The sequence below is a fragment of the Bacillus cereus genome (assembly GCF_015071065.1).
Lineage (GTDB): Bacteria > Bacillota > Bacilli > Bacillales > Bacillaceae_G > Bacillus_A > Bacillus_A cereus_BA.
Genome location: NZ_VOVA01000025.1, coordinates 1 through 13,456, shown reverse-complemented (window position 1 = coordinate 13,456; position 13,456 = coordinate 1). Strand labels below are relative to the sequence as shown.

Below are 13,456 nucleotides of genomic sequence, written 5' to 3'. Positions count from 1 at the left end.
GTACTCAGCTGTTTGATTTGTGTCATCAGTGAGTACTCACCTAGAGGATTTTCTTGCCCCCATCGTTTTGCTAGGCTCCGCCTAGCCCCACACCCTCAGTGGGGGCAAAAACCCCTTATGCTCTTTTAATTATCATTTGTTTTTAATAGAGTTTGTATCTGATTGATAGAAGATACAAACGATCTGTGGGATTAGAATCTAAGTTTTTTATTTGTTGTAAATGGAATTAAAGTTGAAAAGCAGGTGAGTATATGGACATTCATATTAGGAATGTTGATCCGTATTATGTAAAAGAAATAGATAAAAGGTGCAAACAAATTGGTGCGAAATTAGGAAGATGTTACTATCGTTCGGAGTACATTAATGATCTGTTGGAAAAACATTTTGAACAAGAATATAGACGAAATAAAGAAGATAAGTTTGATGAAGCGATTGGCAATGTTACCGTGACGTTAGAAAGGCAAGAGGACAAGTTGCAAGAATATATCGATGCTACAAATGAGTTAGTTAAAGTTTTGGGGCAGGGTAGATAGGAGATGAAAGAGGGATGTCGAGAACAGCTTTTGAGGAAATGTTCCGCTTTCGTGGGAATAAAGTTCACAAGGATATAGTTGAGAACTTTAGAAATCATTATCCTGAATATTCGACTGAAGCAGATGCCTTACGGCATGGTATTACATTACTAGATGAAAAAATGCGTAACGATAAAGGTGAGGATGGCACATCACTTTTGAATAATAAAGTGAAAGTTTTGACGCAATCAGTTAATACGCTGAAGCAACAAATGGATGTGCTAATTAAATTAAATATGAAACAAATAATAATAGGACAAGAAGAGTTGTTGAAACTATTTAGAGAATTTGTACCGTGGTCAGGTAGATATTTAGTAAGGCTATTCGAACTGAAAGATGGCGTGCACCCGTTAGGATCGGGAGGGTTACTGAAATATAAAGACAGATGTTTTGTGCTTACGAATGCTCACGTTATTAAGGATGTAGAAGATAAAAATGATATAAGAATTCCGTATACGATAAACGACAGTCAAACATATAGTATGGTAGTTATAGATATAAAGTATAATGTACCAGATGATATTGCTGTATTAGAAGTTAGATTTGATGATTATCTAGATAGAAGTAATCACAGCTTTTTAGATTCAAATTTTATAGATACAAATATAACAGAGTATACTAATAACACAAATATTTTATATTTACATGGCTATCCATCAGGTAGAACAACTATTGATGAGGAAAATAAAGAAGTGGACATGGAAACATTACCGTATTGTACGTTTGTAGCTAAATTTGATGATGATATCGGCTCTGTATTTGCGATTATAGATGATGAAGTTACTACTGAACATAATACGACTATACTAACACCGGTAGTTAGTGGTATGAGCGGTTCCTTTGTATATGGTTACTATTTAGAGGAACCAAAATTTAAATTAATTGGTGTGTTAACTAATTGGCATATCACAGATAAAAGGTTAGAGATTTATCCTATTCAAGAGTTTATAGATTATATCGATCAGAATTGTTTTAGCAACAATTAAATTAAAAAGCAGCTCATATCTCATATAATTTATTTATATTTTTGACAACAAGCCCTCTAGTTAATTAACATAGCATTATTGATATTGCCAAGCTTAAAGACTTCATAATGGATAGGAAGTCTTTTTTATTTAACCTTTATTTTGTGAACTTGTGTAAATGTGTAAATATCCACATGTGTAAATTTATAATTGATATGTCAGTTTAAGCTTTGTATAATGGCATCAAGGAATATAAAAATGTCCACATGTGAATTTGTGTAAATGTCCACATTTACACAAAACTGATGAGGAAATAATGTGGAAGAATATGAAGTTGGATATGAAGAGCGATTTTCATGTGAATCTTGTGGAGAGGGATTTATGGAAGGAGCATATAACAATTTGATATGTGATAACTGTGCGATAGAACAAGGTTTGTTAGATTAAACAATATACATAAATGTTGAGTTGATACTATAGCTCGATGGTGGTGAAATCGGGCTATAGTATTTAAATCAAAGGGGTGGGGAAATGAGTACGCAGTATCATTTAAATAATATGATTTATACATCAAGAGAAGGCTTTAAGAAGGCTGTGGAGAACGATTGGTATTCTTTACGTTGGCAAATCGAAATTTTATTTAAAACGTGGAAATCATTCTTTCACATTCATCATTGTAAAAAGATAAAGCGAGAACGATTGGAATGCCATTTGTATGGGCAACTGATTGCCATTTTACTCTGTTCTTCTACCATGTTTCAAATGCGGCAATTACTTCTTATGAAAAAGAAACGAGAACTGAGTGAATATAAGGCTATATATATGATTAAAGACTATTTTCTTCTTCTTTTCCAAGCTATACAGAAAAACACCCAAGAGCTATCAAAGATTCTACTTCGCCTGTTCAACCTCTTACAGCAAAACGGGCGAAAATCCCATAGGTATGAGAAGAAAACAGTCTTTGATATATTAGGTGTCGTTTACAATTGTACCATGCCTGATAATCAAGCGGCTTAATTCAAAAAAATGAAACCCGTTAGGGTTTATTTCGTATGCAAATCTTTAAATTCCCTACACGTAGTCTTTAGAAAAAAGAAACACCCTCTTCTATAATTGACGTTGCATGAGCTTAGCTTGGTAGCGATGTGGCGATACCCCTTATAGAAAAACTCTCTATTTATAAAAATTCATAGAGAGTTTTTCTATAATTTCAAGCATTTTTTTATTTTTGATTTCTTAACTTTGCAACAATAGCAGCATGATCTATTCTTTCCATAACTTTAAACCCTTATATATAGAGTAAAAAATAGAGAAAGCTTTAAAAGTGGTATAAACTGTTGGTATAACTAGGTTTATGATGTTTTTCGAGTAATATTGAAAACAATACACACGAAAATAAGTAAAAAAATAAGATTGACTAATTGTCAACCTTAAAATAATTTATCTGGTAACTCTTTTACATGGTTAGATAGTAAATAAAATAGTGGCAGCAGCACCATCCGGTAATGCTCCACCCCCTGCTGTTGTAATCCTTACTGATAATAAATCACATTGATCAACAGTAAAATTACCAGCGGCAAATGCACAACAATTAGTAGAAGAACTTGGACCTGTTACAGTTGCTATAATACCTGTATCTGTTGTTGTAGAAGCACATGTATCACTTATAACAATTTGAGCCGATACAGCATCTCCTGCACCTAGAGGGTTATCTCGAATACTAAAAACTAAACCAATAATAGTTGCTGTTTGTGGTATAACTACATTATTTCTTGTAAAACCTTTAAGTCCTCCTGATGAAGTACCTAAACCCATAAAATCATTATTAGCAATGGATTGATCTGAAGCTAAATAAATCGTCATTTCTGCAAGTCCTGATGCTCCTGTTGCTCCTGTTGGACCAATTAAATTTGGTTCAACAGCAGCTCAAACTAAAACAATATTTTCTTCGTTCATACATTCACCCCCTATAGCTACTTTTCATAGGAAGTGAATGTTATTTTTCTTAAACCATTCCAATATAAACTTTTAAATATTTGTTTACATAAAATAAAAAGAAAATCAAACTAGAAAAACTATCTAGTTCGGTCTTCTTTTTATTTTAAATTCATTAATAATCGCTTTTTTCACATCACTATAAAATACCATTATCAGCATTCCTAATATAGTTATAAATAAAAAAATTCTTTCAATGTCAATAAATACCCCTATAAATATAAGTCCAATACCTATAAAAAATCATTACATATAAAACCTGAATCAATAAAAAAACCATTAGTCTAATAGATGTAAAATAATGGTTCACATATTTAAATTTTTGCTAAATCACTTAAATTTACATTCAACTAAAAAAATATTATCAGAAACCAAAAAAGAATCCAAAAAACATAGGATTCTTTTTTGATTATCGAATGTAAACTAATACATATTAGTTTACATTCAAACCACCTTAAACATTGACTTCTTAACAATTCTCCTGATTTCCTCAACTTATATAACAAAAGTATACATTCAAAAGACTATAAATAAAGAGATTGAAACATCCATAAATAAAAAAACTAAATATCTATGTTAGCTTTTTACATAAGTCATGTTATCAGTAGTTTTAGTGAAAATATGAATATAATGATGATCATTTTGGAAAAATACCACAAATGATTAAAATCCAACTTAAAATAAGTTGTTTTTCAATTTTGTTTTTTACTGGATGGAGAAAATATGAAGAAAATTACTCAAAAACAAATTATACTATTTTGTATTTCGTTAATATTTATGACAGGCTGCTTACAAAAGTATGTTATTGATGATGTTGAATTAATTCAAGGAATTGTATTCGATACAACAAAAAATAAAATAAAAACAACAATTGTTTGTCCTCTTCAAAAAAAAGGTCATCAAGTCCAAGTATTTGAGAACATTGGAAACACAATAACACAAGGAAGAGACAAAGCCTCTTCCGAATCTATACGGCCCTTTACCACTGGACAATTACGTGTCGCTCTTCTTACAGAAAAATTAGCCAAAAAAGATATAAAAATAGCATATGATACCCTTCTACGGGATAAGAGCATAGGAGGTACAATATATCTAGGAATATTAGAAGGTGAGGGATATGAGCTATTCTCTGGAAAATATAATAATACCCTTAATGTTGCAATTTACATAAAAAAACTGTTTGAGCACAACATGGAAACAGGTTCATTACCACATGATAATTTATATCTTAACTCTTATCGCTACTACGAAGTAGGTAGAGATACTTTTATGCCTATATTAAAAAAACAAAAAGACAAAATAAAAATTAAAAATATTGCTCTTTTCAAGAAAGACAAATATATAGGGAAATTGGAACAAAAAGATATGTTTATTTTTAAAGGATTGCTTGAAAAACATAGATTAAATTCCAAGGAATTTAAAACCCATGGCGGTTATGTATTAATTAACAATATCAGTTCCACCCCTTCCTATCATGTTCAGATTAAAAATGGAAAACCATCTTTTTATATTCAAGTTAAAATGAATGCCCGTCTACAAGAAACCTCAAAAATGATAAATTTAGAAAATAAAAACACTATCGAGATAGTAACAAAAAACATAGAAAAACAATTGAATACAGAAAGTAAAAAACTAATAAAAAAAATACAAAATCTAAATGTAGATCCACTTGGTTTAGGCTCCAAATTCAAACAACAATATAAACCATTTAAATTAAAAGAATGGGAAAAAATATATAAAACAGTACCAATAAGAGTGAAATACATTGTGAATATTGAAAATTCAGGGGTTATTGAGTAAAACATTTGATACTTTGCTACAAGCCGTCATCGTATCAGTGACCATAACCTCACTTATCAGCAGTCCATGTATCTCAAAATCTATAAAAAAAATCCCTTCAGATCTTCCTTCTGAAGGGATTTTTCGTTCACATAATCTGTATTATCAATAATTTTTATTTATCCACTTTAAAATACTCTGGATGTTCTGCTTTCATAGATAAAATGTTACCACACTCCGTGCAAACATCAGCAATCACACTTGAAAATTGATTAAAAAGGTTATTCGTACTAATAAGTCTTAAATATGCTTGAACATCTAATGAATCTTGCCTGATTTCTCTAAAACCACAATTAGGACATTTCTTATTCATTTTCAATTCCTTCTTCCTAAGATTTAGTTCACATAAAATCCGATTATCAGTAGTATCCAAAAAAGCTCAGGGTTCTCATATGACTCTAAGCTTTACTTTTATATTCATTTTTCTATATTTTTTAGAGGTGGCGAAAAATAATTAATCAAATTTCAAAAGATTATTTCCAAAACTCATACCATTTCTTATCTTTACTTGCTGCAATCATCTTCTTAACTTCCTGGACTTCCCTTATTGTTTGCATAAGCATTTCATCGCGTCCCTGGTTCTTCGCTACGTCTTCACTAGTATTCGTCGCTATAAGCGTTTGGGATTCCTGTATCGTTTGTATAGCGCTCAATAATTCTGATTCTCTTTGTGCGAATCGCTGGTCTTGTTCGACTAAACGTTTGTTTAATTTTTGTAGTAATTCATTTTGCTTTTCAATGACCTCATTTTGATCTTGAAGCATCGTCTGTAGCGTTGTAGCGTTGAAATCCGGTTCTTCATAGCGCTCAATTTCGTGTCGCTCTAATGGCAATACCTCAACGCCTTGATGCCATGATACTATTTGTTTTGTGGCGTTTTCTAATGTCATGTCTGTGTCGTTCTTTAGGTTGATAACCTTACGAAACACCATTACATCACTTTCTCTATACTTCCTATGCCCACGTTCATTCTTTATGAAAGTATAACCCTCTTTTTCTAGTACATCAGCATACTTACGTAATGTACTAGATTGGATACCTAATTGCTCTACCACGTCGCCAGGACTATATAACGTCTTCATAGCGTCTCACCTCAAAAATATATTCGCTATAGCAATGATATACCCTTTTTCCTAATAATTCACGTATTACTTGTTTCAAGTTCTTAACTCCCATAATCTTTACATGGGTAATTTGTATAGTTCGTATTACAGACCCAATCTTAGGAACACATATCAATTTTAAAATTGAATACTCGTTACATCTCGATACCAGCATCAAAATCTTTTTTATTTATACAAGATTTTATGCAAAAAAAGAATAGCGAGGATCCTCCGGATCCCCGCTATATCAACGATGTATAAAATCCTGTATAAGAGATAGATAGACATAAAATCAAAAAAAACCATAAAAACAAGGATTCTATCAAAATATTTACTACCGATAATGTACGTTATGTTAACTTTACATGTATGGAATATTCATAAATTATCATTCAAACATCATACTCTTATTCATCTTTTTTATTAAGTTCTTGGATTTGAAGTAGTTCAACAAAAACATTCAGCATGTCCTGTATTTGAATTCGATTGTCTACAAAATGTTGCAAATTAAATCCATTAAAAATAGCCATGCTTGTTGTTGCTAAAGTTCTAGCATCTAATGGACTTCCGATTATACCTTCGTCTTTCATTCTCTGAAAAAAATGTGTAAGGAATGATCTCCATTCTTCCATCTGAAGAATAAGCCTTTCTTTTATTAGAGGTAATTGATTAGATATCATACATCCTTGGAGAAGCATAGGAGAAGATCCTTTTTCATAAGCTTCATTTACCAAACGTAAAGAGTGTTCTTTAAACTTATTTAGTAAATCAGATTCTTTTTGAGTAAGAGCTTCCTTTAAATCTTCAAAATAAAAATCAATTCCTTCTTTTATCAGTTTCAACAAAAATTCCTCTTTATTGGAAAAATGAGTATAGAAAGCACCTTTAGAGTAACCAGCATGTTTCACAATTTGATCAACACTTGTACTAGAATAACCTTGTTTAGAAAACAAATTAATTCCTGATTGCATTAATTTGTTAATGGTGTTTTCTGATTGTTTCTGATGATAAGTTCCCATAGCAATCCCCTTTTAAAAAACTAAATATTTAATTAATAGTAACACATTCTTCATCATATAATAAATTAATTAATACCGACTAGTTAGTATTTAAAAAATAATACTTATAAAGGAGTTGGTTTAATGCCATTATCTCAAGGAATTATAAAAAATGATTGGGATAGTGACAAGGTTCTTGCTATAAACCGCAAAGTAAACTCTTCAAATCATACAAAATAAGAGGAGGAATAATACATGAAAAAATATGTTCAAAAGATTCTAATGTTTGCTATAACATTAGGATTGATGTTTAGTTTTACAGTAATTTCATTTCATGATACAAAAGTTTCTGCTGCAGAAATAATTAGAACTTCAGAAACACAACCACAGTCAATTACTACTTTATCAACACATTCCTTACCTTGGTCTTGGTCAGCTTCATTTGATGCATATTACTCTGGATCATCAAGATTTACCTTTAAAGGATCAGGTAAACTTTACTTAAAAGTAACTTCATCTGCTGGATATGAGAGGAAAGGTTCCTACACCATCAAGGTAAAAAGAGACGATCCCTTTTCTAGTGATCCAGTAGTGGGTTCTATAAGGGTTCCTGTAAACGGAAGTAAAACAGATTCTATTACTATTAAGGATAGTTGGTTAAGTGATAGTTATTATTTAGTTTTTGTTCCAGATAGTTATGGCCCAACTATAAAGGCATCTGGAAAAGTTTATAAATAGTCTATAAGTCTGTAAATTACTATGGAGGTTAAATAGTAAATATACCTGGTTATAAGGGTTAGTTTTTTTACTTCTTTTAAAGGGCGTTATGCAAACCTTACATGAATACCATATTCATATAAGGTTTACATAACACGACATATATCACGGTCCTCCCTTAGGCTGTCTTTTATTCATTTTTAAAGGGACCTGCTCCATTAATCCTTAAAAACATAAAGTAAAATGAATCCATTAACGTACATGTGTGACTTCGAATTTCACCTCTTACTCAAAGGAGAGATTAATATGGGATATGGTGGTAGTTGTGGCGGAGGCTGTGGATCTGACTGCTAAAAAGAGGCACTCTTGAGAGTCTCTTTTCTTTATTTATAAACAGACCTGCTCATTCTATTCATAAAAACATAAAATAATGTGAATCCATTAAGATAATAACTTACCCATTGTTCTATCTCCTAATTGAAGGAGGAAAAAATATGAGTTTTGGTGGTTCTTGTGGTGGCTTTGGTGGCGGTTTTGCTTTACTAATCGTTCTGTTCATCCTGTTAATCATTATTGGATGTAGTTGTTGGGGCGGCGGTGGAGGATTCGGATACTAAAAAAATTAGGCACTCATTCGAGTGTCTTTTTTGATGGGGTACAACGTACGAAACAAAAAACACGTCAAATGTAATTTTCAAACGTGTTTTTTAGTAACGTGATATTTTATATAATCTATTCCTAAACTGGTCAACGAAATGCTTATCGCTAGACTTAACGCGTACAACATTAATTTCGCACCTGTATAATCAATAACTTTATTCGCAAGAAATAAAAACAAAACAAATAGAACTGTAGACTTTAACAACACTTTAAGAAAATCAATTCTCATAGGGGTACTGACGCATGCCCATCAAGCTAACAAAGTAATTTACTAGATATAAAATGATCCTTGTTTCAAAACTAGCAAGTGATAGAAAAGTAGGCATGCTAAAGAAGCCTATTAAAACGCGATTTTTTTGCTAGGCAGCCTGTCTATGCTTCACCGTCGTTTTATACACAACCCCTAGAATATCAAAGACGGTCATCTTCTTATATCTATGACATTTACGACCGTTCTTTTTAAGCAGCTGATAAAGGCGATGCAGAATATTCAAAAGTTCCTCTGTTCCAACGGCTATCGCTTGAAACAGTAATGGAAAATAATCTTTAATCATATAAATCGCTTTGTATTCACTCAGCTCCTGCTTTTTCTTTTCACGTATCGCCTGGTTTTTCAGGCGTGTTTGCGTTTGATCATTGGTTAAACGATGGATAATGACACGTGCTGGCAGCTTATGATTTTGGCCAATGTATACCTCGGGGATTTCCATCGTTTCACCAGGGATTAGACTAGACATCATTTGTATCATATCAAGCTGGATGTATTCTGTTTGCTTTTTTAACGTGCCATTGTTGAAGTATTCTGGCTCAGGGTTCTTGATATAAATGCGTGTATTCAGCTTCAACCGCGAGATATAGTAAGCCTCTTTATTATGAATGGTTTGTAAGTCTCCTAAATCGAAGTAACCAAGATCACGTAAACACAAATCGCCCGCCTCTACGGTTTCAAGGCAGATGGTACCGTATGTTTTATCATTATTTTTTCCTGGTCCAAGCTGTACGTTAAGAAATTGACCACTAAGTAAATCATATTCCAATTGGATTTTCACGCCTGCCGTATTGCTACTCCCACCTGAACCTTGATAGTCAGTGGCGAAATGATCAGGCAGTTGAAACACCGTCGCATCTAAAATACGGATACGATTAAAAGTAGAGATCATGTGTACAGAAAGCGAGTGATTTGAACAGAGTTTTTGTGTGAGAAGAGAAGTAAAGACTTCTCGAAGAAATGCGACAGCCGCTGGATTAAAGCGTTGATTCAGTCCTTCTGATCTCATCAGTACCCCAGTGGAAGCTTCTAACTGACTGCACAATTGTGTAAGTGATGTGCTAGCTATTTCTTGACTGAGCCATACGCAAAGGGCAATGAGTTCGTTTGCTTGATACTTACTTGATCGCTGTACAAAGCCAACTTGTTTGGCGATATCTTGTAGGGCTACTCGAGATAAAAAGTATTGTAGCTCTTGTGCGAAAAGATTCAGTTCATTTGAAATGATAGGATTCATCAAAAACGCCATCCTTTTTGTATATTTCTACAAAAAGAATAGCGTTTTTTTCGTTATATAGATACAAATTTGTCTTAACTTGATGGGCATCTGGAGGTACCCCTCATAGGGTCTGTTTAGTCTTCGGTTATTTTATTTTGAATTATCTGTATAAATTCACTAAGATTGTTGCTTTGGATATTTCTAATGCCCACTCTTTCATTTTTATTCCAAAAAAGTATACTGGATACACCAAATAAATTCTTTTTTTCTTTCAGTTTTGATAGGTTTTCATAAAAATATTCATTAATCCATGCATCACCAACTAAATCAGGCCCGTAAAAAAATAATCTTTTATTTGTAGCAACTAGTACTCCAGGACGTACAGGATGCCGATATTCAAAAACGTCTAAAGAACCTTGTAAAACATCTAAAACTTTTTCATCTGAAGATACTATTGCCTTGGCTCGATCTAATAAATTTTGCATTGTAGGACTCCTTTATTATCTAATATGAATTAATTATAACTGAAAATTCATAGAATTTTAAATTAATTATTCTAATATGTAATTAATTTACGGGTGGTATCAGTAAGGCTGGTACTATCCCTACATAAGAAGCTGTACCTAAAAGGTCGTTAAAAATGACCTTTTAGATACAGCTTCTTGTTTTAGCTTTGTAAGTGGCTCTAAAAAGAAGGAATCGTTGCCGTACCCCATCACCATCAAGCTAGAAGAACGAGTTATCCCCAAACAATAAATACGAGCAAAATGCGCAAAATTTTCGTTCTGGGGGTGGTATGAGATTTTAACTTGATGGGCATGCGGCGAGACCCCTTGAAAGGATTTTGAGGGCATTTATTGAATTTGTTATCGCGAACCCGAGTAAGAAATCTACATATATTATCTAGGTAATTTATCTATTTCAAAAAACAATGGAGGAATACCATGTTAACTTATTACCATCGTCAAATGGCTGCTCACCCGATACTTCTTGAGGCTAGACAAATTTCTTCTAATCAAATTTTAATGACTTATGATAAACCAACTGATTTGGCATCTGCAACAAATGTCTCGAATTATTGGATTAGAAGTAATATGGATCCCGTTGGTATTGCTAGTGTAGGAATGAAAGAGGCACTTACGGCGGAAAACGCTATACGTCCAAATATGGGAATGATAGCACCCGTTGATAATGCAAAAATGAGATTTGTTATAACTTTTAGAGTTAATGTAATGCAGGGGGTAATGTATACTGTGCTTCCATGTTTCGTTAACTTAGAGGGAATGTCAGGTTTTATGGGAGAAAATTGGGGTCCTAATAGTAAAAATATGTTTATTGGTATGTAGGTGAGAAAAAATAGTGCAAGGCCTAGATTGAAAAATAAAGTTATAAAAAACAGCAACGAAATTATAGGTAGTTACAACATGCTTACTCGTTTCATACAATATGTTGGTTAGATGTCTACACTTTTATAAAAGGAGGTATAATAAATGATGCCTTATTCTAGTATGCCATCTCAAATGTATTCGGGACAAATGATGCCCTATTCTGGTATGCCATCTCAAATGCATTCGGGACAAATGATGCCTTATTCTGGTATGCCATCTCAAATGCATTCGGGACAAATGATGCCTTATTCTGGTATGCCGTCTCAAATGCATTCGGGACAAATGATGCCTTATTCTGGTATGCCATCTCAAATGCATTCGGGACAAATGATGCCTTATTCCGGTATGCCATCTCAAATGTATTCAGGACAGATGATGCCTTATTCTGGTATGCCATATTAGATGTATTCTGGACAGATGATATTTACAGACAATCAAACACTTCAAATGATATCTTACTCAGTTCTTGTTGTTGCAAGGTAAGCAGCACGTAATCAAATTAAAATAACTTAACAACCAACATTAGCAACAAAACATCAAGAAAAGGCATTCCAAATATGGAACGCCTTCTTTTATTTTATAAAAGTATCAACTTAAACCTATTTTTCAAATGTATTCTTCAACAACCTGAAATATTCTAATTAACATAAAGGGGTATCGCCAGCATTTTGGAAAAAAACCACGCTAAGCAAAAAATACAATAAGCTGTCCATATGGGTAGCTTATTTACATAATTATCGTTATTGTTAGTTAAACGAAAGCAAAAAAGATTAGTGAAATACTAATCTTTTTTGCTTTATAGATTTGGAATTAATCTTACCTTGATCAGCCTCTTTCCCTCTTCTTGATGAATTGGAAAACATAATATATAACAAATGTATTTACAATTTTATATGGAATAGTATGTATATAGATATTCAGAAAACTATCAAAAGGGGGATGTATATGCAAACTGTTATGCCGTCTTATTTGTTTTTATTTATTGGCGCGCTCATTTTACTACGTAGGATTCGTTCGATGTATAAACCAATCAAGGGAAGTGGGGTGCGAATATTCTTGCCACTTATTTACTTAACGCCAGGACTTTCATTTTTTCTCCAATTAGGGCACCCGACGTTTTTTGAATTATGCGTAAGTGTTGTCTTAGGGCTTGCCTTTTCGGTGATTATTATTATTTTGTCAGATTATGAAATTAGAGAGGATGGTAACATTTACGCAAAGAAAAGCTGGAAGTTTGTCGTGGCTTTTATTCTAATGCTCCTTTTACGTTATTTTATTCGACAAGACCTTACGACAATCGATTCAGGTACACTTAGTCTGTTACTTTTCACCTTTATCATTTGCTACATTGTTCCGTGGAGAATTGTTTGCTATATAAAATTCAAAAAAGTGCTCGAACAAAAGAAAGAAGCTTTCTATTAGGGGTAGCGTCAGGAAAATGCGGATTTACAACGCTAAGCGCATCTTCAAGACGATTCCCCTGTTTTTAACAACGTTAAATTTGTGAAATTACAAATGTATCCAGAGCCTCATTATATAGAAAGCTATCGGAAAAGAACAAATAGTGTTTTCTTCCCTCATTAAAGGGCCAGATTGTTGAAGAAAACCCCGTTCCTGCTAGAAACTAAATGGTATACTAATCATAAAATACTTTAAAAAGGGAGGATATACAATGGTTGCAAAGACTGAAGAGGATTTTAATGGATTAAAAGTAATTGGTGAAATTTGTGGC

16 protein-coding genes and 1 pseudogene are annotated in these 13,456 nt (G+C 32.8%); 11 read left to right on the top strand and 6 right to left on the bottom strand.

Translation table 11 applies throughout. From position 1 onward, the window contains the following. Positions 1 to 251: 251 nt before the first annotated feature. The 4 genes and pseudogenes from FT637_RS27075 to FT637_RS27060 all read left to right on the top strand — a co-directional run bounded on the left by FT637_RS27075 (position 252) and on the right by FT637_RS27060 (position 2,554). The gene (locus FT637_RS27075) at positions 252 to 533 is read left to right on the top strand and encodes a hypothetical protein (RefSeq protein ID WP_193648882.1); all 282 of its coding nucleotides are present in this window, start codon (positions 252 to 254) and stop codon (positions 531 to 533) included. Positions 534 to 547: 14 nt separating this feature from the next. Beyond that, positions 548 to 820: pseudogene (locus tag FT637_RS27070) on the top strand (hypothetical protein); the annotation flags it as partial. Between the two features lie 1,035 nt (positions 821 to 1,855). Continuing rightward, a complete protein-coding gene (locus tag FT637_RS30395) occupies positions 1,856 to 1,984 on the top strand; it encodes a hypothetical protein (RefSeq protein ID WP_264675749.1) in 129 nt (42 codons plus the stop codon). Positions 1,985 to 2,068: 84 nt separating this feature from the next. Beyond that, positions 2,069 to 2,554 carry a transposase gene (locus tag FT637_RS27060; protein WP_264675748.1) on the top strand — a complete coding sequence of 162 codons (486 nt, stop codon included), beginning with the start codon at positions 2,069 to 2,071 and terminating at the stop codon, positions 2,552 to 2,554. 447 nt (positions 2,555 to 3,001) lie between these two features. On the opposite strand, the gene FT637_RS27055 is transcribed toward FT637_RS27060, so the two are convergent. Next, the gene (locus FT637_RS27055) at positions 3,002 to 3,352 is read right to left on the bottom strand and encodes a hypothetical protein (protein ID WP_193648881.1); all 351 of its coding nucleotides are present in this window, start codon (positions 3,350 to 3,352) and stop codon (positions 3,002 to 3,004) included. Between the two features lie 903 nt (positions 3,353 to 4,255). Between FT637_RS27055 and FT637_RS27050 the strand changes: the two genes are divergently transcribed. Beyond that, the gene (locus FT637_RS27050) at positions 4,256 to 5,332 is read left to right on the top strand and encodes a Ger(x)C family spore germination protein (protein WP_193648880.1); all 1,077 of its coding nucleotides are present in this window, start codon (positions 4,256 to 4,258) and stop codon (positions 5,330 to 5,332) included. 154 nt (positions 5,333 to 5,486) lie between these two features. On the opposite strand, the gene FT637_RS27045 is transcribed toward FT637_RS27050, so the two are convergent. From FT637_RS27045 to FT637_RS27035, 3 genes are all read right to left on the bottom strand, one after another. Then, a complete protein-coding gene (locus tag FT637_RS27045) occupies positions 5,487 to 5,684 on the bottom strand; it encodes a hypothetical protein (RefSeq protein ID WP_193648879.1) in 198 nt (65 codons plus the stop codon). Positions 5,685 to 5,844: 160 nt separating this feature from the next. After that, on the bottom strand, positions 5,845 to 6,453 hold the full coding sequence (locus tag FT637_RS27040; RefSeq protein ID WP_193648878.1) for a DUF3967 domain-containing protein: 609 nt from the start codon (positions 6,451 to 6,453) through the stop codon (positions 5,845 to 5,847). A 428-nt stretch (positions 6,454 to 6,881) separates the two neighbouring features. Next, entirely contained in the window at positions 6,882 to 7,493 is a 612-nt protein-coding gene (locus FT637_RS27035) for a TetR/AcrR family transcriptional regulator (protein WP_193648877.1), read from the bottom strand. A gap of 234 nt (positions 7,494 to 7,727) precedes the next feature. On the opposite strand from FT637_RS27035, the gene FT637_RS27030 reads away from it, so the two are divergent. Together FT637_RS27030 and FT637_RS27025 are read left to right on the top strand one after the other, a co-directional pair. Beyond that, positions 7,728 to 8,210: a hypothetical protein gene (locus FT637_RS27030; protein ID WP_193648876.1), complete on the top strand. Its 483-nt coding sequence runs from the start codon at positions 7,728 to 7,730 to the stop codon at positions 8,208 to 8,210. 473 nt (positions 8,211 to 8,683) lie between these two features. After that, positions 8,684 to 8,806, top strand: coding sequence for a YjcZ family sporulation protein (locus tag FT637_RS27025; protein WP_053081437.1), 123 nt, complete (start codon positions 8,684 to 8,686; stop codon positions 8,804 to 8,806). A 402-nt stretch (positions 8,807 to 9,208) separates the two neighbouring features. Here the strand turns inward: FT637_RS27025 and FT637_RS27020 are convergent, their stop codons facing one another. Next, entirely contained in the window at positions 9,209 to 10,354 is a 1,146-nt protein-coding gene (locus tag FT637_RS27020; protein ID WP_193648875.1) for an IS4 family transposase, read from the bottom strand. A 116-nt stretch (positions 10,355 to 10,470) separates the two neighbouring features. Then, the gene (locus tag FT637_RS27015) at positions 10,471 to 10,821 is read right to left on the bottom strand and encodes a PH domain-containing protein (protein WP_193648874.1); all 351 of its coding nucleotides are present in this window, start codon (positions 10,819 to 10,821) and stop codon (positions 10,471 to 10,473) included. 459 nt (positions 10,822 to 11,280) lie between these two features. Between FT637_RS27015 and FT637_RS27010 the strand changes: the two genes are divergently transcribed. The 4 genes from FT637_RS27010 (at position 11,281) to FT637_RS30515 (ending at position 13,289) form a co-directional block, all read left to right on the top strand. Further along, positions 11,281 to 11,682: a hypothetical protein gene (locus FT637_RS27010; RefSeq protein WP_193648873.1), complete on the top strand. Its 402-nt coding sequence runs from the start codon at positions 11,281 to 11,283 to the stop codon at positions 11,680 to 11,682. Positions 11,683 to 11,826: 144 nt separating this feature from the next. Next, a complete protein-coding gene (locus FT637_RS27005) occupies positions 11,827 to 12,126 on the top strand; it encodes a hypothetical protein (protein WP_193648872.1) in 300 nt (99 codons plus the stop codon). A 543-nt stretch (positions 12,127 to 12,669) separates the two neighbouring features. Beyond that, positions 12,670 to 13,146, top strand: a complete 477-nt coding sequence (locus tag FT637_RS27000) for a CcdC protein domain-containing protein (RefSeq protein ID WP_193648871.1) — start codon at positions 12,670 to 12,672, stop codon at positions 13,144 to 13,146. Positions 13,147 to 13,223: 77 nt separating this feature from the next. Further along, positions 13,224 to 13,289 carry a hypothetical protein gene (locus FT637_RS30515; RefSeq protein WP_319805972.1) on the top strand — a complete coding sequence of 22 codons (66 nt, stop codon included), beginning with the start codon at positions 13,224 to 13,226 and terminating at the stop codon, positions 13,287 to 13,289. Positions 13,290 to 13,456: the final 167 nt, after the last annotated feature.